Origin of the sequence: Bradyrhizobium sp. NBAIM18, assembly GCF_020193825.1 — a bacterium.
Classification (GTDB): domain Bacteria; phylum Pseudomonadota; class Alphaproteobacteria; order Rhizobiales; family Xanthobacteraceae; genus Bradyrhizobium; species Bradyrhizobium yuanmingense.
The window spans coordinates 14650-35399 of the sequence record NZ_JADYVO010000001.1 but is presented as its reverse complement, the minus strand read 5'-3'; the positions used below and the strand labels follow the sequence as shown (position 1 = coordinate 35399).

The following is a 20750-nucleotide window of genomic DNA, read 5'->3' as shown; positions in this document are numbered from 1 at the left end:
CTTACTCCCGTGCTTGTTGTGTCGTCATTGCGAGCGCAGCGAAGCAATCCAGACTGTCACTGCGGCAAGATTCCTGGATTGCTTCGCTGCGCTCGCAATGACGAGAATAGAGTTAACCCCATCCGGCGCTGATGCCGCCGTCGACGGTGTAGATCACGCCCGACGTATAGCCGGCGCGATCCGAGGCCAGGAACGCCATGAGGTCGCCGATCTCGCGCGCATGCGCAGGGCGCCCGAGCGGCAGGCTCTTCTGGAATTCCTTGTAGCGGCTCTCGTCGCCGAACTGGTGCTTGGCCCGCGTCTTGAGCAGGGTGACGTGGCGGTCGGTTCCGACGGGGCCGGGATTGATGCCGACCACGCGAATGTTGTCGGCCAGGCTCTTGCCGCCGAGCGCACGTGTGAACGCCATCAGCGCGGCATTGCCGGCGCTGCCGCAGATGTAGTTGGCGTCGAACTTCTCGCCGGCCGCGCCGATGTCGTTGACGATGACGCCGCCACCCCTGGCTTTCATCTGAGCGTAGATGTAGCGCGTCAGGTTGATATAGCCGAACACCTTCAATTCCCAGGCGTGCCGCCAGGTCGCCTCGTCGATCTTGTCGATCGAGCCGCCCGGGATATCGCCGGCATTGTTGACGAGCACGTCGATGTCGGCGGCTTCTTTCGCCAGCCGGGCCACGTCGTCCTCCTTGCGCAGATCGACGATGCTGGTTGCGGCGTCGATCTGGTGGGAGGCGCGCAAGCGATCGGCCAGCGCCTTGAGTTGATCGCCGCTGCGCGCTGCGAGGAGGAGATGCGCGCCTTCTTCGGCGAACGCCTCGGCGGCGGCTGCGCCAATGCCCTTGGACGCGCCGGTGATCAGGACGCGCTTGCCGCGCAGATGCAGATCCATGGGGGTACTCGTTCGTGGGAACAGGATCAAATCAGTAGGCGCTCGCCCGCGCCATGGTCAACATTGCAGTGCAGCGTTGCACTGCCGCCGCGTTTGGTCCATTGCAGTGCAGTCAGAAGGCGGCGACTGCCGGACCAACCAAGGACGTTCTCGATGAGCAAGAAACAATACCGGATCGCGGTCATTCCCGGCGACGGCATCGGCAAGGAGGTGATGCCCGAGGGCCTGCGCGTTTTGGAGGCGGCGGCGAAGAAGCACAACGTCTCGCTGCATTTCGACCATTTCGACTTCTCGTCTTACGACTATTACGAGAAGCACGGCCAGATGATGCCCGACGACTGGAAGGAGAAGATCGGCAAGCACGATGCGATCTATTTCGGTGCGGTCGGCTGGCCGGCCAAGATCCCGGACCACGTCTCGCTGTGGGGCTCGCTGATCAAGTTCCGCCGCGAGTTCGACCAGTACGTCAACCTGCGCCCGGTGCGGCTGATGCCCGGCGTGCCGTCGCCGCTGGCGGGGCGCAAGCCCGGCGACATCGATTTCTGGGTGGTGCGCGAGAACACCGAAGGCGAATATTCCTCGGTCGGCGGCCGCATGTTCCCGGACACCGACCGCGAGTTCGTGACGCAGCAGACGGTGATGACCCGTACCGGTGTCGACCGTATCCTGAAATTCGCCTTCGAGCTCGCGCAGTCGCGGCCCAAGAAGCACCTGACCTCGGCGACCAAGTCCAACGGCATCTCGATCACCATGCCCTATTGGGACGAGCGCGTGGAGGCGATGGCCAAGAAGTTTCCGGGCGTGAAGTGGGACAAGTACCACATCGACATTCTCACCGCGAACTTCGTGCTGCACCCGGACTGGTTCGACGTCGTGGTCGGCTCCAACCTGTTCGGCGACATCCTCTCCGACCTCGGCCCGGCCTGCACCGGCACCATCGGCATCGCTCCGTCCGGCAACATCAACCCGGAGGGCGATTTCCCATCCGTGTTCGAACCGGTGCACGGCTCGGCGCCCGACATCGCCGGCCAGGGCATCGCCAACCCGATCGGCATGATCTGGTCCGGCGCGATGATGTTCGAGCATCTCGGCGAGAAGGAAGCCGGCAAGTCGATCGTCGAGGCGATCGAGCGTACGCTCGCCGAACGGACGCTGCGCACCAAGGATCTCGGCGGCAATGCCGACACCACGGCGTGCGGCAAGGCCGTGGCGGATATGGTGGATTAGCGCGGTGGGATCCTATGGTCACACATACGACTTCCGCGCCGGATCGAAGATCGGCGGGTAGTCGTTGTCATCGAGCAGATCGAGGAAGGGATCCAGCCCCTCGGACTTGATCAACGCGAGCTCCTGATGCGAGATCAGGTTCACGGTCAGGATCTCCACGGGATCGCCGGCGATCTTCAGGGCCTCGGCGATCTCCTTGTCGGGGCCGATGATCGGTGTGAGCAACAGGAACGTCTGGAAGTCCGTTCCTGCAACCGGCGGCCACGGAAGCGCGACGCGATGGCCGAAGCCGAACCAGGTCGTGTCGATGAACGGCAGATTGGCCAGCCAGCGCAGATTGGCCCAAATCTCTTCGGTCGGCTCGCGGACGTACCACATCAGCTCGGCCCGGGGCTTGGCGTCCCCGGGGACGCCATGCATCCGTTGCTCGCTCATGCCGTTGGTCAGGAGGACATAGCCTTCGTCGGAGCCCTCCTGGCAGACCGGGACGAAATCGCGGCCGAAGGCGTGGATGTCGATGCGGCGCTCGGCGTTATCAGTGAATGTGTGCTCGGGCTCGCCGAGCTCGCTCTCATAGATGGCGAGCCGTTGCTGGAAGAGATCGGATCCGGACGGCCGGTTTGAGCCGGACACGAACTTTGCGAGACGGGAGAGCATGCGAACCTCGGGCGGATGTGGTCGATATATCCGCGTTGTCGCAAGGTCATGCGGGGCGGTTCAAACCCGTCCCGTGCGCACCTCGACAGTTCGCCGCCGTCCATCCTCGCTTGCGCGATTATGCACGAGGAGCGAGGCGGCGCGGAGGAACGCGCCTCGTTCCCATCAGCTCGCGATCTTCTCGATCGCCGCCTGGTCCAGACCGAACTTCTTCCCGGCATCTAGGATCTCCTGCCAGGTGGTTGGGTCGACCGGGATTCCCTCGGCGAGACGTTTCTTCTTGATCTCGCGCTCCGGCTCGCCCGCGATTCTGACCTTGTCGACGCCGGGGGCAGGCGGCGAGCCGGTGTGCCAGGCGACGAAGCTCTCGACTTCGCGTGCAAGGTTCTCGCCGGTGCCGAGCTTGCCGGGGTCGATGACGATCGAGAGCATGCCGTTGAGGACGTTGTGCCTGCCGTCGGACGAGCCCTTGACCACCTGCCCGCCGGAGAGCGCGCCGCCGAGGATTTCGCACACCAGCGCAAGGCCCGAGCCCTTGTGCTCGCCGAAGGGGAGGATGGCACCGTAGGGCGGGATCACGGTGTAGCGCGGATTGATCGTGGGCTTGCCTTCGTGATCGATGATCGTACCGGCCTCGAGCTCGACACCCTTGTTATGTGCAACACGGGTCTTGCCCTGCGCGATCCTGCTGGTGGCGAAGTCAAGCACAATGGGATCCTTGCCGGCGCGCGGGATGCCGACGCAGAACGGGTTGGTGCCGTGGCGTGCGTCGCTGCCGCCCCAGGGCGCGACGATCGGCCGCGAGATCACGTTGACGAAGTGGATCGAGACCAGGCCGTGGTCGATGCACTGCTCGGCCCAGTGGCCGATGCGGCCAATATGGTGCGAATTTGAGAGGCCGACGAGGCAAACGCCGTTCTTCTTTGCGCGCTCGGCCGCGAGCTCCATCGCTTCATGGCCGATCACCTGGCCGTAGCCGGTGAGGCCGTCGAGGGTGAGAAGTGGGCCGGTGTCGAGCACGATCTTGACGTGCGAGTTCACGGCGAGGCCGCCATTGGTGACGCTCTGGACGTAGCGCGGAATCATGCCGACGCCGTGCGAGTCGTGTCCCTTCAGATTGGCTTCGACGAGATTGGTAGCCACGAGCTCGGCCTCGCGGTCCGAGGAGCCGCCGGCCCTGACGATGGCATGGATGGCCTTGGTGAGCGGCTCAGCCTTGATGATGCGATAGTCGGCCATTGTTGTTGCTCTTATCCCTTCACGATCCGGCGGCAATGGACCAATGCCGCTTCAATCAGGTTCTCGCTCGCCTCTGGCGTGCGGAACGCCGAATGCGCTGACAGCGTCACGTTTGGAATCTTCGTCAGCGGGTGGTCCGCAGGCAGCGGCTCGGTGTTGAAGACGTCGAGTCCGGCATGACGGATGTGGCCCGACTTCAGCGCCTCGATCATTGCGGCCTCGTCGACGATCGCGGCGCGCGCGGTGTTGACGAAGATGACGCCCGGTTTCATTTTCGCAATCTTCTCGCGGGTGATCATGCCGCGCGTCTCGTCGTTGAGCAGCAGGTGCAGCGACACCACATCGCTTCGTGCCAGAACCGTATCGAGATCGGTGAACTCGACACCCGGATGGCTCTTCGGCGAACGGTTCCAGGCGATCACCTTCATGCCGCTGCCGGACGCGATGCGCGCGACCTCCGCGGCGATGCCGCCGAAGCCGATCAGGCCGAGCGTCTTGCCGGTGAGCTGCATGCCGTCCTCCCGCAGCCAGTTCCCGGCGCGCATCTCGCGGTCCATCATCGCAATGACGCGGGCCGACGCCCACATCAGCGCGATCGCGGATTCCGCGACCGCGGTGTCGCCGTAGCCCTTGATCAGATGCACGGAGATGCCGAGCTCGGCGAGCTCCTCCGGATTCATGTAGCTGCGCGCGCCGGTGCCGAGGAACACGACGTGCTTCAGCCCGGCGCATCTCTTCGCGACCTCGGTCGGAAGTGCGGTGTGGTCGACGATCGCGATCTCGGCGCCGTCGAGAATATCAGGATATTGCTCGGGCGTGATGTCGGGATTCCTGTTGATCCGCACCTTGGGATCGTCAGGCTTTTCCAGCCGCTCCATGATCACGGCCAGCGATTCATTGGCGTCGACGAAAACTCCGCGCATGGTTCTCTCCGCTCAGGATGCGACGCCGGCGACTGCCAGCACGGTATGCATGAGGACGTTGGTGCCCGCGGCGCAGTCGCCTTGCGTCGCATCCTCCAGCTCGTTGTGGCTGATGCCGTCCTTGCAGGGCACGAACACCATCGCCGCCGGCATGATCGTGTTGAGGTTGCAGGCGTCGTGGCCGGCGCCGGAGGTGATGCGGCGCGAGGAATAGCCGAGCGTGTTCGCGGCGTTCTCGACGGCAGCAATCAGCTTCGGATCGAAATGCGTCGGCGGCTTGCGCCATACCAGATCGATTTTGACCTCGACCTTGCGGCGCGCGGCGATCTCGGCGATTGCCGCCCGCAGATCGCGGTCGAGCGCATCCATGATGGCGCCATCGGCACTGCGGCAGTCCATGGTGAAGGCGATCTCGCCGGGAATGACGTTACGCGAGGGATTGGCGATGACGGCCTCGCCGATCGTGCCGACGGCGTTCGGTCCGTGCTTCGTCGCAATCGACTCCATCGCCAACACGATCTCCGACAAGGTCGCCAGCGCATCGCGCCGGAGCGGCATCGGCGTGGAGCCCGCATGGCTCTCGAAGCCGGAGATCTTGCCGTCGTACCAGAGCACGCCCTGGCCGGAATCGACCACGCCGATGGTCTTGCCTTCGGCTTCCAGGATCGGCCCCTGCTCGATGTGCAGCTCGACGAAGCAGCCGAGCTTCTGGAAACCGACCGGCTTGTCGCCGCGATAGCCGATGCCGTCGAGCGCCTGGCCGACGGTGGTGCCCTCGGCGTCCTTGCGCGACAAAATGTCGTCTGTGGTGAAGTCGCCGACATAGGCGGCGGAAGCCATCATCGCCGGTGCGAAGCGCGAGCCTTCCTCGTTGGTCCAGTTCACGACGCAGATTGGCGCCTCGGTCTCGATGCCGGCATCGTTCAGCGTGCGGATCACCTCCAGCGCGCCGAGCGTTCCCAGGATGCCGTCATACTTGCCGCCGGTCGGCTGGGTGTCGAGGTGCGAGCCGATGCCGACGGGCAGCTTCGACATGTCGCGGCCCTTGCGCAGGCCGAACTGTGATCCGAGCGCGTCGACGTGGACTTCCAGTCCGGCATCCTCGCAGGCCTTGCGGAACCAATCGCGCACCTGCTTGTCTTCACGGCTCAACGTCAGCCGCCGCACGCCGCCTTTGGCCGTCGCGCCGAATTGCGCGGTCTCGTGGATGGAGCCCCACAGGCGGGCGGAATCGATTTGCAGGTTGGTCGCGGCTCGGCTCATGCGGTCGTTCTCTCTTTTGTCCGGCGCCTTTTTCAATGACGCGCCTGTGCGGGCGCGTCAACCGCGAGGCTGCTCTGCGCAATTTGCCGTGCAAGCTCGGCGACGCGCTCCACAGCGACGACATCGGGCGAGGCCAGCCAGCTCGCGGTGAAGGTCAGCGGCGCGATGGAAAGATCGGTGTCGAGCAGCTGCAGCCGTCCGTCGGCGAGCTCGTTCTCGACGATGGCGTCGGGGATCACGGCGATGCCAAGGCCCTCGACCGCCATGTGGATGACGGTCGCCAGCGAAGCGGACGCATGCAGGCGGATCGGCGGCAGCTCCGGCCGGTCGAACACCTCGCGCACGACCTCGTAGGGCTTGGTCTTGCGCGGGAAGGTGATGATCGGAAACCGCGCGAGGTCCGCCGGCGTCACCGGGCCCTTGCCGAGCCCGAGCGAGGGACTCGCGAGGAAGCCGATCGGATAATCGGCGAGCACGCGGTTGTGCACGCCGGAGGCGGACAGCGGTCCGACCACGAAGGCGAGCTCGATCTCCTGTGCGAGCAGGCGCGCGGTGAGGTTCGGCGTGATGTCGACCTCGATCTCCAGCGACAGGTTCGGATAGACCTCGTTGACGCTCTTGACGAGCCGCGGCAGCCAGGTGTGCACGATGGTCTCGGCGACGCCGAGCCGCATCACGCCGCGCATCGCCGAAGCATCGCCGATCTCCGCCATCATCGCAGCGCGCAGGCCGATCAGCTTCTCCGCGTAGACCATCATCTGCCGGCCGCTCGGCGTCGGGGAGGCGATGCGATGGTCGCGGTTCAGGAGCTTCACGCCCATCTCGCGCTCGAGCTGGGCGATGCGCTGGGAGATCGCCGGCTGGGTGGTGTTGAGGCGTTGCGCGGCGCCACGAAAGCTGCCGAGCTTCACGACCCATAGGAATGTCTCGATCGACCTGAAGTCCAGCATTGGAAGGATTTTCCCAATCGATAAATCAGATTTATCGAGATTGATTAGAAACGAAGATTAGACTTTATAGCACGCTTGGTGTTGGCTTGTCTTTGTCGAGTTTATAGGCAGGTCGATCACATGACTGTTTTGGTGGCAGCGCAGCAAACTGAAACACCCGACGCTCTCCCGAGCCGCAAGGCCCGGCTCGCCTACCGCGGGGGGCTGGTCGCCTCCACCGCCGGCGTCGCTCCCGGATATGTCCAGGGCAATCTGACCATCCTGCCGGCGGAATATGCCGGTGCGTTCCACCGCTTCTGCCAGCTCAATCCCAAGCCGTGCCCGATCATCGGCATGTCCGATGTCGGCAGCCCTTACATCCCCTCGCTCGGCGCCGATCTTGACATCCGCACCGACGTGCCGCGCTACCGCGTCTGGCGCGACGGCGAGGTCGTGGACGAGCCGACCGACGTGAAGAGCTATTGGCGCGACGACCTCGTCACCTTCGTACTCGGCTGCTCGTTCTCGTTCGAGGAGGCGCTGCTCGAGGAGGGCATGCCGATCAGGCACATCGAAAAGAACGTGCGCGTGCCGATGTACCGCACCAACATCGCCTGCGGTGTATCAGGTCCGTTCGCCGGCCCCATGGTAGTGTCGATGCGTCCGTTCAAGCCGGCCGATGCGATCCGCGCGGTACAGATCACCTCGCGCTATCCCGCCGTGCACGGCGCGCCCGTGCATCTCGGCCATCCGCACCTGATCGGCATCAAAGATATCGCCAAGCCCGACTACGGCGATCCGGTGCCGGTCGCCGATGACGAGATCCCGGTGTTCTGGGCCTGCGGGGTAACGCCGCAATCGGTCATCAACGCCGCGAAGCTGCCGTTCGCAATCACGCATTCGCCCGGCCTGATGCTGGTGACCGATCTCAAGAACAGAAACATGGCCGTGATTTAGTGGGCAGCGTCTGCTGCTTCTTCAGGCTTTACCGCATCCACCAATCGCTTCATTCGATCAGCCGAAATTCAGTAACAGGGGACTTTGCCATGACGATCACTCGCCGCGACGTGTTGTTGGGGGCCACCGCCACTGCCGCCCTAGTGCCGCTGGCAGCGCGCGCACAGAGCTCGGAAGTCGTGATCGGCGTGATCTATCCCTTCTCCGGCGGCAGCGCGCAGCAGGGCGTCGACGCGCAGAAGGCCTATGAGACCGCGCTCGAAGTCATCAACAAGGACAGCGATTTCGACCTGCCGCTGGCGAAGGGCGAAGGCCTGCCGGGCCTCGGTGGCGCCAAGATCCGCCTCGTGTTCGCCGACCATCAGGCCGATCCGCAGAAGGGCCGCGCCGAGGCCGAGCGCCTGATCACGCAGGAGAAGGTTTGCGCCGTCATCGGCACTTACCAGAGCGCGGTGGCCGTCACCGTCAGCCAGATCTGCGAGCGCTATCAGGTCCCGTTCCTGTCCGCCGACAATTCCTCGCCGAGCCTGCACCGCCGCGGCCTGAAATATTACTTCCGCGCCTCGCCGCACGACGAGATGTACTCGGCTGCGATGTTCGACTTCTTCGACGCCATGAAGAAGAAGGGCACCAAAATCGAGACGCTGTCGCTGTTCCACGAGGACACCATCTTCGGCACCGATTCCGGCAATGCCCAGACCAAGATCGCCGGCGAGCGCGCCTACAAGATCGTCACCGACATCAAGTATCGCGCCAACTCGCCCTCGCTCTCTGCCGAGGTGCAGCAGCTCAAGACCGCCAATGCCGACGTGCTGATGCCGTCGAGCTACACCACCGACGGCATCCTCCTGGTCAAGACCATGGCCGAGCTCGGCTACAAGCCGAATGCGATCGTGGCGCAGGACGCCGGCTTCTCCGAGAAGGCGCTCTACGATGCCGTCGGCGACAAGCTCGAAGGCGTGATCTCGCGCGGCACCTTCTCGCTCGACCTCGCGCAGAAGCGGCCGATGGTCGGCAAGATCAACGAGATGTTCAAGGCCAGGTCCGGCAAGGATTTCAACGACCTCACCTCGCGGCAGTTCATGGGCCTGATCATCCTCGCCGACGCCATCAGCCGCGCCAAGTCGACCGACGGCGAGAAGATCCGCGACGCGCTTGCCGCGACCGACATCCCGGGCGAAAAGACCATCATGCCCTGGAAGCGCGTCAAGTTCGACGAGATGGGCCAGAACAACGACGCTGATCCGGTGCTGCTGCAATATGTCGGCGGCAAGTTCGTCACCATCTTCCCGCCGCAGGCCGCGATCGCCGAGGCGATCTGGCCGATGAAGTAAAGCTGCGGAGGGCAGCGGAGCAGGCGGGGTGGGAGCAAATTGCTCCCACCGTCATTGCGAGGAGCGAAGCGACGAAGCAATCCAGACTGCTTCCCTGGAAACATTTCTGGATTGCTTCGCTTCGCTCGCAATGACGAAGCCTGTCGTGACGTTTCGAACGGGGGACCAGAGTTGACAGCCCAAGCCATTATCCAGAGTCTCGCGAGCGGCCTTCTGATGGGCCTGCTCTACGGATTGATCGCGGTCGGCCTCGCGCTGATCTTCGGCCTGATGGACGTCACGAACTTCGCCCATGGCGAGTTCCTGATGATCGCGATGTATCTGTCCTTCTTCCTGTTCGCGTTCTTCGCGATTGATCCCTTGCTGTCGGCGCCGCTGGTCGCTGCGGCACTCTTCATATTCGGAGCGGTCGTCTACCTGCTCCTTGTACGCTTCGCCATGCGGGCCAAGGCCAACGCCGGCATGGTGCAGATCTTCACCACCTTCGGCCTCGCCATCGTCATGCGCGGCCTTGCGCAGTATTTCTTCACGCCGGACTATCGCAGCATCCCACAATCCTGGCTCGGCGGCAAAACCATCTCGGTCGGCGGAATCTTCCTGCCGGAGCCGCAACTGGTCGGCGCGCTGGTCTCGATCGCCGCTTTTGCAGGTCTCTACTTCTTCATCCACCGAACCGATTTCGGCCGCGCGATCGAAGCGACCCGCGAGGATCCCGGTGCAGTCGCGCTCGTCGGCATCGACAAGAACCGCGTCTTCGCGTTCGGCTGGGGGCTCGGCGCCGCGCTGGTCGGTCTCGCAGGCGCGATCATGGCGGTGTTCTTCTACATCTATCCCGACGTCGGCGCCTCCTTTGCGCTGATCGCCTATGTCACGGTGGCGCTCGGCGGCTTCGGCAGCGTGTTCGGCGCCTTCGCCGGCGGCATCATCGTCGGTCTCGTCGAGGCGATCACCGCGCTGGTGCTGCCGCCGTCGCTGAAATCGGTCGGCATCTACTCGGTCTATCTGCTGGTCGTCTTCATCCGGCCGCGCGGCCTGTTCGGATCGATGTGATGGATAAGGATTTTGCAGCGCGGCGCCGCCGCGACCTCATCCTCGCCGCAGCGCTCGCCACCATTGCCGCGCTGACGCCATTGTTCGTGAAGGACGTCGTCGTCCAGAATATCCTGATCCTGACGCTGATGTATGCGGGGCTGTCGCAGAGCTGGAACATCCTGTCCGGCTATTGCGGGCAGATCTCGCTCGGCCATGCGCTGTATTTCGGCCTGGGTGCCTACACCACCGAGCTGCTGTTCACGAAGTTCGGCGTGCTGCCCTGGTTCGGCATGCTGGCGGGCGGGGTGGTGTCGGCGCTGATCGCGATGGGGCTCGGCTATCCCTTCTTCCGCCTGCGCGGCCATTACTTCGTGATCGCCACTATCGTCATCGCCGAAATCGGCTTGCTTCTGTTCCACAACTGGGAATGGGCAGGCGCTGCGATGGGTATCACCATTCCGATCCGCGGCGACAGCTGGCTGAAATTCCAGTTTCTGCGCACCAAGCTGCCCTACTTCTATTTCGCGCTGGCGCTATGCTGCCTCGCCTGGTTCGTGACATGGTGGCTGGAAAACTCCAAGTGGGGATTTTGGTGGCGCGCCGTCAAGGACAACCCGGAGGCGGCCGAGAGCCTCGGTGTCGACGTGTTCAATTCCAAGATGGGTGCGGCCGCGGTCTCCGCCTTCCTTGTCGCCGTGGGCGGCAGCTTCTACGCCCAGTTCGTCTCCTACATCGATCCGGAAAGCGTCATGGGCTTTCAGTTCTCGCTGCTGATGGCGCTACCGGCCGTGCTGGGCGGCATCGGCACCCTGTGGGGGCCGGTGTTAGGGGCGGCCATCCTGATCCCGCTGACTGAGCTGACGCGCTTCAAGTTCGGCGGCTCGGGGCGGGGTGTCGACCTCATTGTCTACGGCACGCTGATCGTTCTGATCTCGCTGGCCCTGCCGCGCGGCCTGCTGAGCCTGTTTTCACGCGCGAAGAAGACGGGAGCTGCCCGATGAGCGCGCTGCTCGAAACCCGCGGCGTCTGGCAGCGCTTCGGCGGCCTCGTCGCCAACAGCGACGTCTCGATCTCGGTCGGCCGCGGCGAGATCGTCGGCCTGATCGGCCCGAACGGCGCCGGCAAGTCGACGCTGTTCAATCTGATCGCCGGCGTGCTGCCGCCGACGCAAGGCTCAATTCTATTCGACGGCGAGGACGTCACCAAACTGCCGGCGGCCGAACGCTGCCGGGGCGGCATCGGCCGCACCTTTCAGGTCGTGAAGAGCTTCGAGACCATGACGGTCATAGACAACGTCATCGTCGGTGCCCTCGTGCGTACCACCGTGATGCGCGAGGCGCGCCGCAAGGCGCACGAAGTGCTGGAGTTCACCGGCCTTGCCGCGCGCGCCGACGTGCTCGCGAGCGACCTCGTGCCGGCCGAGAAGCGCCGCCTCGAAGTCGCGCGGGCGCTTGCGACCGAACCGAAGCTGCTGCTGCTCGACGAAGTTCTCACCGGACTGACGCCGACCGAGGCGCAGACCGGCGTGGCCCTGGTGCGCAAGGTGCGCGATGCCGGCATCACCGTGCTGATGGTCGAGCATGTCATGGAGATCGTGATGCCGCTCGTCGATCGCGCGATCGTGCTCGATCTCGGCAGGGTGCTGGTCGAGGGCAAGCCCGCCGACGTCGTCCGCGATCCCAAGGTGATCAAGGCATATCTGGGAGATCGTCATGCTGTCGGTGCGTGAAGTCACCACCGCCTATCAGGGCTTGGTCGCGATCTCCGCGGTCTCGATCGAGGTCCAGAAGGGCGAGATCGTCTGCGTCGCCGGCGCCAACGGCGCGGGCAAGTCGACGCTGCTGAAGTCAATCGCCGGCGCCGAGCGTCCGCGCTCGGGCAGCGTGACCTTCGACGGCAAGCGCCTCGACGGCATGGCGCAGCATTACATCACGGCCACCGGCATCGCCTATGTGCCGGAAAACCGCCGTTTGTTTCCGCGTCTGTCAGTGCGGGACAACCTTCGCCTCGGCAGCTATCTCTACAGGGGCGAAGCGAACCGCGAAGAGCCGCTCGATCTCGTCTTCAAGCTCTTCCCGCGCCTTCAGGAGCGCCTGGAGCAGCGCGCCGAGACGCTCTCCGGCGGCGAGCAGCAGATGCTCGCCATCGGCCGCGCGCTGATGACGCGTCCGCGGCTGTTGATGCTGGACGAGCCCTCGCAGGGCATCATGCCGAAGCTGGTCGACGAAATTTTCCAGGCGGTGAAGCTCATCCGTGACTCCGGCATGACCGTCCTCATCGTCGAGCAGCGCATGGCCGAATGCCTGGAGATCGCCGACCGCGCCTACATCCTGCAGACCGGCCGTGTGCTGATGCAGGGCGCAGCCAGCGAGATCAAGGGCAATCCGGATGTGCGGAAGGCATATCTGGGGCTGTAGCCGAATAGTATCGGGCACGCCCGCGCAACATACCCGGTGTCATCGCCCGACTTGATCGGGCGATCCAGTACTCCGAGACGTCAGAGATATGCGGAGAAGCCGCGGCGTACTGGATTCCCCGCTTTCGCGGGGAATGACAGCGGTGGTGAGGCGACGCTCGTCCACCCGTTACCGCAAGTCGCTAATGCTCGTGCCCATGCTCCGGCAGCGTCACCCCGAACACCTTCACCAGATCCGTCACCTGCGCCGGCGACAAGTACCGCGGGTTCATTCCGCGCAGCAGCAGGTACAGCTTCGCCGTCTCCTCCAGCTCTTCCGTCGCGAACACCGCCGCTTCCAGCGTGTCGCCGGCGACGACCGGGCCGTGATTGGCGAGCAGCACGGATGAGTACTTCCCAGCCAGCCCCTTGATCGCATCTGCGACCGCGGGATCGCCAGGGCGGTAATAGGGCACGAGCGCGGTGGCGCCGCATTTCATCAAATAATAGGCCGTCATCGGCGGCAGCGCGGCGCGCGGATCGATCTCGGGCAGCATCGACAGCGCCACCGAATGCGTGGAGTGCAGATGCACGATGGCCCGCGCGCTGCCGCGCGTGTCGTAGAGCGCATTGTGCAGCGGAACTTCCTTGGTCGGGGCATCGCCCGAAACCAGCCGGCCCTGCTGGTCCAGCCGTGATAGTCTTGCGGGATCGAGGAAGCCGAGCGAGGCGTTGGTCGGCGTCACCAGCCAGCCGCCATCGTCCATCTTGACGCTGATATTGCCGGAGGAGCCCGGCGTCAGCCCGCGCTCGAACAGGGACCGTCCGAAGCGGCAGATGTCCTCGCGCAGCCGTGTTTCATTGCTCATGGCCGTCATGCTTGCTTGTCTCACGCTTTGGCAGCGCGGCCAAGCCGTGTTATTCGGTTGCCAAGCTGCCGCAAAGGGCGGCCATCCGGGAAACGCTCGCAAGGGTCAGTTGCATATGTCCGCCTCCACCTCACAAAATCAGCGTATTGCCGTCGTCGGGCTCGGCTCGATGGGATTTGGCATGGCGACCTCGCTCAAGAGCGCCGGCCATGCCGTGACCGGCTGCGACGTCTCGGCGGATGCCGTCGCGCGCTTCGTGAAGGACGGCGGCGCGGGGGCCAAGACGCCGGCCGAAGCGGCCAAGGACGCAGACATCGTCGTCAGCGTGGTGGTCAATGCCGCGCAGACCGAAACCATCCTGTTCGGCAAGGATGGCGCCGCCGAGACCATGCCGAAGGACAGCGTGTTCGTCTCCTCGGCGACGATGGATCCCGACGTGGCGCGCCGTCTTGCCAAGCAGCTGGAGGCGACCGGCCGGCACTATCTGGATGCGCCGATCTCCGGCGGGGCGCAGCGCGCCGCGCAAGGCGAATTGACGATTCTTGCCTCCGGCAGCTCGGCCGCTTTTGCCAAGGCGCGGCCGGCGCTCGATGCCATGGCTGCAAAGCTCTACGAGCTCGGCGATGCCGCCGGGCAGGGCGCTGCGTTCAAGATGATCAATCAGCTGCTCGCCGGCGTTCACATCGCCGCCGCCAGCGAAGCCATGGCGTTCGCAGCCAAGCAGGGCCTCGACATCCGCAAGGTCTACGAGGTGATCACGGCCTCGGCCGGTAATTCCTGGATGTTCGAGAACCGCATGCCGCATGTGCTCGACGGCGACTACACGCCGCGAAGCGCGGTGGAGATCTTCGTCAAGGACCTCGGCATCATCCAGGACATGGCGCGCAGCGCCCGATTCCCCGTGCCGGTCTCCGCCGCCGCGCTCCAGATGTTCCTGATGACATCGGCCGCCGGCATGGGCCGCGACGACGACGCATCGGTCGCGCGCATGTATGCGCAGGTCACCGGCGTCAAGCTGCCCGGCGACAAGTAACAGAGGATCTCCAATGCCCCGTTTCGCCGCCAATCTCTCGATGATGTTCACCGAGGTGCCGTTCCTCGACCGCTTCGACGCCGCCGCGCAAGCGGGCTTCACCGCGGTGGAATTCCTGTTTCCGTACGAGCATGCCGCCGAGGCCGTCGGCGAACGGCTCAAGCGCAACGGTCTGACCCAGGCGCTGTTCAACCTGCCGCCGGGCGACTGGAACGCCGGCGAGAAGGGCTTTGCGGCGCTGCCATCGCGCTTTTCCGATCTCAAGGCGAGCCTGGAGACGGCGCTGCCTTATGCCAAGGCGACGGGCGTCAAGCGCCTGCACCTGATGGCCGGCATCGCCAATCGCGGCGAGCGCGTCGCGATCGAGGCCTTCTACAAATCGGTGGCCTGGGCCGCCGAGTTCTTCGCGCCGCACGGCATCGACATCGTGATCGAGCCGATCAATGCGCGCAACGTGCCCGGCTACTTCCTCAACGATTTCGGCTTTGCGCGGGATCTGATCCAGGAGCTGAGGCTTGCGAACCTGAAGCTCCAGTTCGACATCTATCACTGCCAGATCATCCATGGCGACGTCACCATGCGGCTGCGCGAGATGATGCCGATCATCGGCCACATCCAGATCGCCAGCATTCCCTCGCGCAACGAGCCCGATGGCGAGGAGCTGAACTATCCGTTCCTGTTCGATGAGCTCGACCGGCTCGGCTATGCCGGCTTCGTCGGCTGCGAATACAATCCCCGCGGCAAGACCACCGATGGGCTTGCCTGGTTCAAGCCTTATGCGGGAGTGAAGTCGTGACACTTGCGTTGGGCTGCATCGCCGACGACTACACCGGCGCCTCCGATCTCGCCAACACGCTGACGCGCGCGGGCCTGCGCACCGTGCAGATCATCGGCGTGCCCGCCGACGATCTCGCGCTGCCCGAGGTCGATGCCGTCGTGGTGTCGCTGAAGAGCCGCTCGATCGAAGCCGGCCTCGCGGTGTCGCGCTCGCGCGCCGCTGAAACATGGCTGCGCGGCCGCGGCGTGGGCCACGTGCTGTTCAAGATCTGCTCGACCTTCGATTCCACCGACGCCGGCAATATCGGCCCGGTCATGGATGCGCTGCGCGCCGATTGCGGCGAGGGAGCCGTGCTGGTGACGCCGGCCTTTCCGGAGACCGGGCGCACCGTCTATCAGGGCAATCTGTTCGTCGGCGCCGTGCCGCTCAGCGAGAGCCCGCTGAAGGACCATCCGCTCAACCCGATGCATGATTCCAACTTGGTGCGCGTGCTGGCGCGCCAGAGCAGCACGCAGATCGGCCTCGTCGATCTCGCCACCGTCGCGCGCGGCGCGGAGGCCGTGCGGGCACGGCTGGCTGAGCTCGCCGCCAGAGGCATCGGTGCTGCGATCATCGACGCCGTATTCGACCGCGACCTCGAGACCATCGGTCTCGTCGCCGCTGAACATCTTCTGTCGGTCGGCGCGTCCGGCATGGGCCTCGGGCTTGCGCGCGCGCTGGTGTCGACGGGCAAGGTGAAGCCGGCGCCGAGCGGCGAAACCGGCGCGGCCGTCGGCGGCCTGGCGGCATGCCTTGCCGGCAGCTGCTCGCAGGCGACGCTTCAGCAGATCGCCAGCGCCGAACGCATCATGCCGGTGCTTCATCTCGATCCGGAGCGGATCGTCGCGGGCGCCGCTGAAGCGCAGCGTGCGCTGGACTGGGCGAGGCCGCGGCTTGCGGAAGGTCCGGTGCTGATCGCTTCGAGCGCGACGCCGGACGCCGTTGCGGCCGTGCAGGCACGCCATGGCCGCGATGCCGCAGGCCACGCGATCGAGCAGGCCATGGCCGGCATCGCCGAGGGTCTGGTGCAGGCCGGCGTCCGTCGCTTGATCGTCGCCGGTGGCGAGACATCCGGCGCCGTGGTCGATCGGTTGAAAATTCCTGGATTTCTCGTAGGAGTAGAAATCGCGGCGGGAGTCCCGGTGCTGCGCGCGGTCGGTGCAAGCTCCGGCGAGATGTTGCTCGCTTTGAAATCTGGAAACTTTGGCGGTCCGGACTTCTTCTCCGACGCGCTTAGGCTCATGCGCTGAGCGCAGAGCCTCCTTAGTCCATCGTTCATTTCTTTCGGCTTCGGTACTCGTACGGAGCCGCAGTTAACATTTGCGCAGGTGCACTGCGCTCAGATGTCGCCGCAGCTCCTCTTTGGTTGATTCTTAGAGCTTCGACGCGCATCCGCGCCAGCACAGCGAGATCCGATTATGTTCGCCAACGTTTCCATCCGCGCCAAGATCATCAGTGTCGTGGCATTCCTGCTCGTCGCGATGGCCGGCATGGGCCTGCTCGCTATCATGAAAATGCGGTCGATGAACGCCAACACGGTCGACATCACGATGAATTGGATGCCCAGCGTGCGGGTGCTGGGCGAGCTTCGGGCGAGCGTCATCACCTATCGCAACGTGGTCCGCCAGCACATGCTTTCCGACACGCTGGACGAGAAGCTCGCCAACGAAAAGACGGCCGTGACGGTGCTCGAGGCGCTTGCCAAATACCGCAGCCGCTACGAGCCGATGATCACCTCGCCGGAGGAGCGGGCGCTCTACACCCAATGGGCAAAGCTCTGGGACGATTACAAGAGGGGCACCGAAGAGGTGATGGCGCTCTCGCGCAAGGAAGCCGGCAAGATCCCACACGAGGCCCGGGAGCTGAATACGAAGACCGTCAACAAGCTCGGTCTTCAGGCAGACGAGGTCCTGACCAAGGACATCGAGCTCAACACCAAAGGCGGAGAACAGGCCGCCCAGGACGCCGCCGACAGCTACGCCTACGCCTTCATGCTGGTCTCGGCCATTCTCGGCGCTGCCATCGTCATCGGCATCGCCGTCAGCTTCTATCTCGTCCGCGACGTCTCTAGCGGCATCAACTCGATCACCCTGCCGATGCAGGCCCTGGGCCGAGGCGACCTCTCCGCCGAAGTCCCGCATCGCGGCGAGAAGACCGAGATCGGCGCCATGGCCGACGTGCTCCAGATCTTCAAGGAGGCGTTGATCGCCAAGAAGGCCGCCGACGAAGCCGCCGCGGCCGACGCCGAAGCCAAGATCGAGCGCGGCCGCCGCGTCGACGACATCACCCGCGAATTCGAAACGATGATCGGCGAGATCGTCCAGACCGTGTCATCGGCCTCGACCCAGTTAGAGGCCTCCGCCTCGACCTTGACCGCGACCGCCGACCGCTCGCAGCGGCTGGCGACCACGGTGGCCGGCGCTTCGGAGGAAGCTTCCACCAACGTGCAGTCGGTGGCCTCGGCGACCGAGGAGATGGCCTCGTCGGTCGGCGAGATCAGCCGCCAGGTGCAGGAATCGGCGCGGATGGCGGGCGATGCCGTCGGTCAGGCCCGTGCGACCACCGAGCGCGTCAGCGAATTGTCCAAGGCCGCCGCGCGCATCGGCGACGTGGTCGAGTTGATCAACACCATCGCCGGCCAGACCAACCTGCTGGCGCTCAACGCCACCATCGAGGCGGCGCGCGCGGGCGAGGCCGGTCGCGGCTTTGCCGTCGTCGCCTCCGAGGTGAAGGCGCTCGCCGAGCAGACCGCGAAGGCGACCGGCGAGATCGGCCAGCAGATTTCCGGCATCCAGGCGGCGACCAACGATTCGGTCGGCGCCATCAAGGAGATCTCCTCGACCATCGAGCGCTTGTCGGAGATCTCGTCGGCCATCGCGGCTGCGGTGGAAGAGCAGGGCGCCGCGACGCAGGAGATCGCCCGCAACGTGCAGCAGGCGGCGCATGGCACCCAGCAGGTGTCGTCCAACATCACCGACGTGCAGCGCGGCGCGACCGAGACCGGCACCGCCTCCTCACAGGTGCTGTCCGCGGCGCAGATGCTGTCGAACGATTCCGGCCGCCTGAAGAGCGAGGTCAGCAAGTTCCTGACCAACGTCCGCGCCGCCTGATCTCTTCGGCAACGTACAAGACCAAGCAAAGAGCGGCGTCGAGGCGCCGCTCTTCTGTTTCATGGCACCAATCACTTGGTCGGAACGTGGACCGCTGGTGCGGCACTTTGTCAGCTCTCGCGTAAAAGTCCGGATCATCGCTGTGCGATAAGTCAGTACTCTTGCGGAGTCCCGTTAATCTGAATGGTCGAGATGGACGCTAATGAGTTCTGTCGGCCGCGATCAGACTCAGCCGGCGGTGATCAGACGAGCAGCTGGAACTGCGTAGGGGAACTTTGATGACTTGGATAAACAATGTTCGGATCTCGCTCAAAGTGTCGGCGGTGTTCGCCGCGATTTGTCTCGTCGTTGCCGGGAGCACCGCGGCGATCTACAATTCGCTGAGCGTGATGAACGCGACGGCAAGAATGACGGTCCATACGTACGAGGTTCTCGAGCAGCTTTCCAACGTCGTCGGCGCCATGGTCAATGCGGAAACCGGCGTGCGCGGCTACTTGGTGTCGGGCGACCCGGCCTTTCTCGGACCTTACGAGGCAGGACAGAAGCAGTTTCAGGCGGCAACGGCGCAGGTCGGTAGTCTCACTTCGGACAATGCCGCGCAGCAGAAGCGCCTCGAGCGCGTCAAAGCGTTCGCGAGCGAGTGGATGACCAGCATCGCGCAACGCGAAATCTCGTTGATGAAGGATCCCGCAACTCAATCGAAGGCTCGCGAGCTCGAGGCTTCCGGTGCCGGCAAGAAGGCGATGGATGGACTCCGTGCGGTCGTCCAGGAGATGGATGCAGAAGAGCGCGCGCTGTTGTCGGTGCGGGGCGCGGCTTCAGAAGCCGCGTCACGCAATGCAACATTGTCCATGTTGATCGGCGGCATCGTAACCCTGCTGCTCTCGCTGGTCGGTGCCTTCGGCGTCGCGTTCGCGGTCACCCGCCCGATCCAACGCATCACAACCGAGATGGGGATTCTTGCAAAGGGTGACACATCGGTCGTGGTGTCGGCGACCGAACGCAAGGACGAGATCGGTGAGATGGCTCAGGCGGTCCAGGTGTTCAAGACCAATGCCATCGAGGTCGAGCGGCTGAAGGCGGAACAGGCCGAAACCGAGCGTCGCAATGCCGAGCAGCGCAAACGCGACATGGTCAGGCTCGCTGACGACTTCGAGAGCGCCGTCGGCCAGATCATCGGAACAGTGTCGTCGGCATCGACCCAGCTGGAAGCATCGGCCACGACCCTCACGGGTACGGCCGAGCGGTCCCAGAAGCTCGCGACCACGGTGGCCGGCGCGTCGGAGGAAGCCTCCACCAACGTGCAATCGGTGGCCTCGGCGACCGAGGAGATGGCTTCGTCAGTCGGCGAGATCAGCCGTCAGGTACAGGAATCGGCGCGGATGGCGGGCGATGCCGTCGGCCAGGCGCGCGCCACCACCGAGCGCGTCAGCGAGCTGTCCAAGGCCGCGGCGCGCATCGGCGATGTGGTCGAGCTGATCAATACCATCGCGGGCCAAACCAACCTGCTGGCGCTGAACGCGACCATCGAGGCGGCGCGCGCGGGCGAGGCCGGTCGCGGCTTCGCCGTCGTCGCTTCCGAGGTGAAGGCGCTCGCCGAGCAGACCGCGAAGGCGACCGGCGAGATCGGCCAGCAGATCTCCGGCATCCAGGCGGCGACCAACGATTCGGTCGGCGCGATCAAGGAGATCTCCTCGACCATCGAGCGCCTGTCGGAGATCTCGTCGGCGATCGCGGCTGCGGTGGAAGAGCAGGGCGCCGCGACGCAGGAGATCGCGCGCAACGTGCAGCAGGCGGCGCATGGCACCCAGCAGGTATCGTCCAATATCACCGACGTACAGCGCGGCGCGACCGAGACCGGCACCGCCTCCTCGCAGGTGCTGTCGGCGGCGCAGATGCTGTCGAACGATTCGAGCCGGCTGAAGAATGAGGTCGGCAAGTTTCTGACCAACGTCCGCGCCGCCTAAGGCGCGGCCGAAGGATAGATCAAACCGAGAGCGGCGCCAAAAGCGCCGCTCCTTTTTTTCGGCAGCGTGATGTCGTCCACCGGTACGATCGTGGGGACCCGCCCGTAAA

Annotated in this window: 19 protein-coding genes; 12 read left to right on the top strand and 7 right to left on the bottom strand. The window is 64.7% G+C overall.

Features of this window, described 5'->3' with window-relative positions; all coding sequences use genetic code 11:
• Positions 1–112 precede the first annotated feature (112 nt).
• Positions 113–889: an SDR family oxidoreductase gene (locus I6F17_RS00160; RefSeq protein ID WP_225129471.1), complete on the bottom strand. Its 777-nt coding sequence runs from the start codon at positions 887–889 to the stop codon at positions 113–115.
• A gap of 153 nt (positions 890–1042) precedes the next feature.
• Here I6F17_RS00160 and I6F17_RS00155 point away from each other — a divergent pair, with 153 nt between their 5' ends.
• Entirely contained in the window at positions 1043–2116 is a 1074-nt protein-coding gene (locus tag I6F17_RS00155; RefSeq protein ID WP_036004872.1) for a tartrate dehydrogenase, read from the top strand.
• 18 nt (positions 2117–2134) lie between these two features.
• Here the strand turns inward: I6F17_RS00155 and I6F17_RS00150 are convergent, their stop codons facing one another.
• From I6F17_RS00150 to I6F17_RS00130, 5 genes are all read right to left on the bottom strand, one after another.
• Positions 2135–2773, bottom strand: a complete 639-nt coding sequence (locus tag I6F17_RS00150) for a suppressor of fused domain protein (RefSeq protein WP_225129473.1) — start codon at positions 2771–2773, stop codon at positions 2135–2137.
• Positions 2774–2938: 165 nt separating this feature from the next.
• Positions 2939–4012 carry a malate/lactate/ureidoglycolate dehydrogenase gene (locus I6F17_RS00145; RefSeq protein ID WP_225129475.1) on the bottom strand — a complete coding sequence of 358 codons (1074 nt, stop codon included), beginning with the start codon at positions 4010–4012 and terminating at the stop codon, positions 2939–2941.
• An 11-nt stretch (positions 4013–4023) separates the two neighbouring features.
• Entirely contained in the window at positions 4024–4935 is a 912-nt protein-coding gene (locus tag I6F17_RS00140; protein WP_225129477.1) for an NAD(P)-dependent oxidoreductase, read from the bottom strand.
• A gap of 12 nt (positions 4936–4947) precedes the next feature.
• Positions 4948–6198, bottom strand: a complete 1251-nt coding sequence (locus tag I6F17_RS00135) for a Zn-dependent hydrolase (RefSeq protein WP_225129479.1) — start codon at positions 6196–6198, stop codon at positions 4948–4950.
• A 32-nt stretch (positions 6199–6230) separates the two neighbouring features.
• Positions 6231–7148 (bottom strand): LysR family transcriptional regulator, encoded by a 918-nt coding sequence (locus tag I6F17_RS00130; RefSeq protein WP_036004923.1) that lies wholly within the window; start codon positions 7146–7148, stop codon positions 6231–6233.
• Positions 7149–7268: 120 nt separating this feature from the next.
• Here I6F17_RS00130 and I6F17_RS00125 point away from each other — a divergent pair, with 120 nt between their 5' ends.
• The 6 genes from I6F17_RS00125 to I6F17_RS00100 all read left to right on the top strand — a co-directional run bounded on the left by I6F17_RS00125 (position 7269) and on the right by I6F17_RS00100 (position 12867).
• Positions 7269–8084: a putative hydro-lyase gene (locus I6F17_RS00125; protein WP_225129482.1), complete on the top strand. Its 816-nt coding sequence runs from the start codon at positions 7269–7271 to the stop codon at positions 8082–8084.
• An 89-nt stretch (positions 8085–8173) separates the two neighbouring features.
• Positions 8174–9418 (top strand): ABC transporter substrate-binding protein, encoded by a 1245-nt coding sequence (locus I6F17_RS00120; RefSeq protein ID WP_036043192.1) that lies wholly within the window; start codon positions 8174–8176, stop codon positions 9416–9418.
• Positions 9419–9589: 171 nt separating this feature from the next.
• Complete coding sequence (locus tag I6F17_RS00115; RefSeq protein WP_225129484.1) at positions 9590–10468, top strand: branched-chain amino acid ABC transporter permease; 879 nt, start codon at positions 9590–9592, stop codon at positions 10466–10468.
• Positions 10468–11451, top strand: a complete 984-nt coding sequence (locus I6F17_RS00110) for a branched-chain amino acid ABC transporter permease (protein ID WP_225129486.1) — start codon at positions 10468–10470, stop codon at positions 11449–11451. The genes I6F17_RS00115 and I6F17_RS00110 overlap by 1 nt, the downstream gene beginning before the upstream one ends.
• On the top strand, positions 11448–12179 hold the full coding sequence (locus tag I6F17_RS00105) for an ABC transporter ATP-binding protein (protein ID WP_225129488.1): 732 nt from the start codon (positions 11448–11450) through the stop codon (positions 12177–12179). The genes I6F17_RS00110 and I6F17_RS00105 overlap by 4 nt, the downstream gene beginning before the upstream one ends.
• Entirely contained in the window at positions 12163–12867 is a 705-nt protein-coding gene (locus I6F17_RS00100) for an ABC transporter ATP-binding protein (RefSeq protein ID WP_225129490.1), read from the top strand. Before I6F17_RS00105 ends, I6F17_RS00100 begins: the two co-directional genes overlap by 17 nt.
• A gap of 181 nt (positions 12868–13048) precedes the next feature.
• On the opposite strand, the gene I6F17_RS00095 is transcribed toward I6F17_RS00100, so the two are convergent.
• Positions 13049–13723, bottom strand: a complete 675-nt coding sequence (locus I6F17_RS00095) for an aldolase (protein WP_225129492.1) — start codon at positions 13721–13723, stop codon at positions 13049–13051.
• Between the two features lie 106 nt (positions 13724–13829).
• Here I6F17_RS00095 and ltnD point away from each other — a divergent pair, with 106 nt between their 5' ends.
• The 5 genes from ltnD to I6F17_RS00070 all read left to right on the top strand — a co-directional run bounded on the left by ltnD (position 13830) and on the right by I6F17_RS00070 (position 20641).
• Entirely contained in the window at positions 13830–14747 is a 918-nt protein-coding gene (gene ltnD, locus I6F17_RS00090; RefSeq protein ID WP_225129494.1) for an L-threonate dehydrogenase, read from the top strand.
• Between the two features lie 13 nt (positions 14748–14760).
• Entirely contained in the window at positions 14761–15543 is a 783-nt protein-coding gene (gene otnI / locus I6F17_RS00085) for a 2-oxo-tetronate isomerase (protein WP_036043197.1), read from the top strand.
• Positions 15540–16814 carry a 3-oxo-tetronate kinase gene (otnK, locus tag I6F17_RS00080; RefSeq protein ID WP_036043198.1) on the top strand — a complete coding sequence of 425 codons (1275 nt, stop codon included), beginning with the start codon at positions 15540–15542 and terminating at the stop codon, positions 16812–16814. The genes otnI and otnK overlap by 4 nt, the downstream gene beginning before the upstream one ends.
• 168 nt (positions 16815–16982) lie before the next feature.
• Positions 16983–18674: a methyl-accepting chemotaxis protein gene (locus I6F17_RS00075; protein ID WP_225129496.1), complete on the top strand. Its 1692-nt coding sequence runs from the start codon at positions 16983–16985 to the stop codon at positions 18672–18674.
• A 278-nt stretch (positions 18675–18952) separates the two neighbouring features.
• Positions 18953–20641: a CHASE3 domain-containing protein gene (locus I6F17_RS00070; protein WP_225129498.1), complete on the top strand. Its 1689-nt coding sequence runs from the start codon at positions 18953–18955 to the stop codon at positions 20639–20641.
• The last annotated feature ends 109 nt before the right edge of the window (positions 20642–20750 follow it).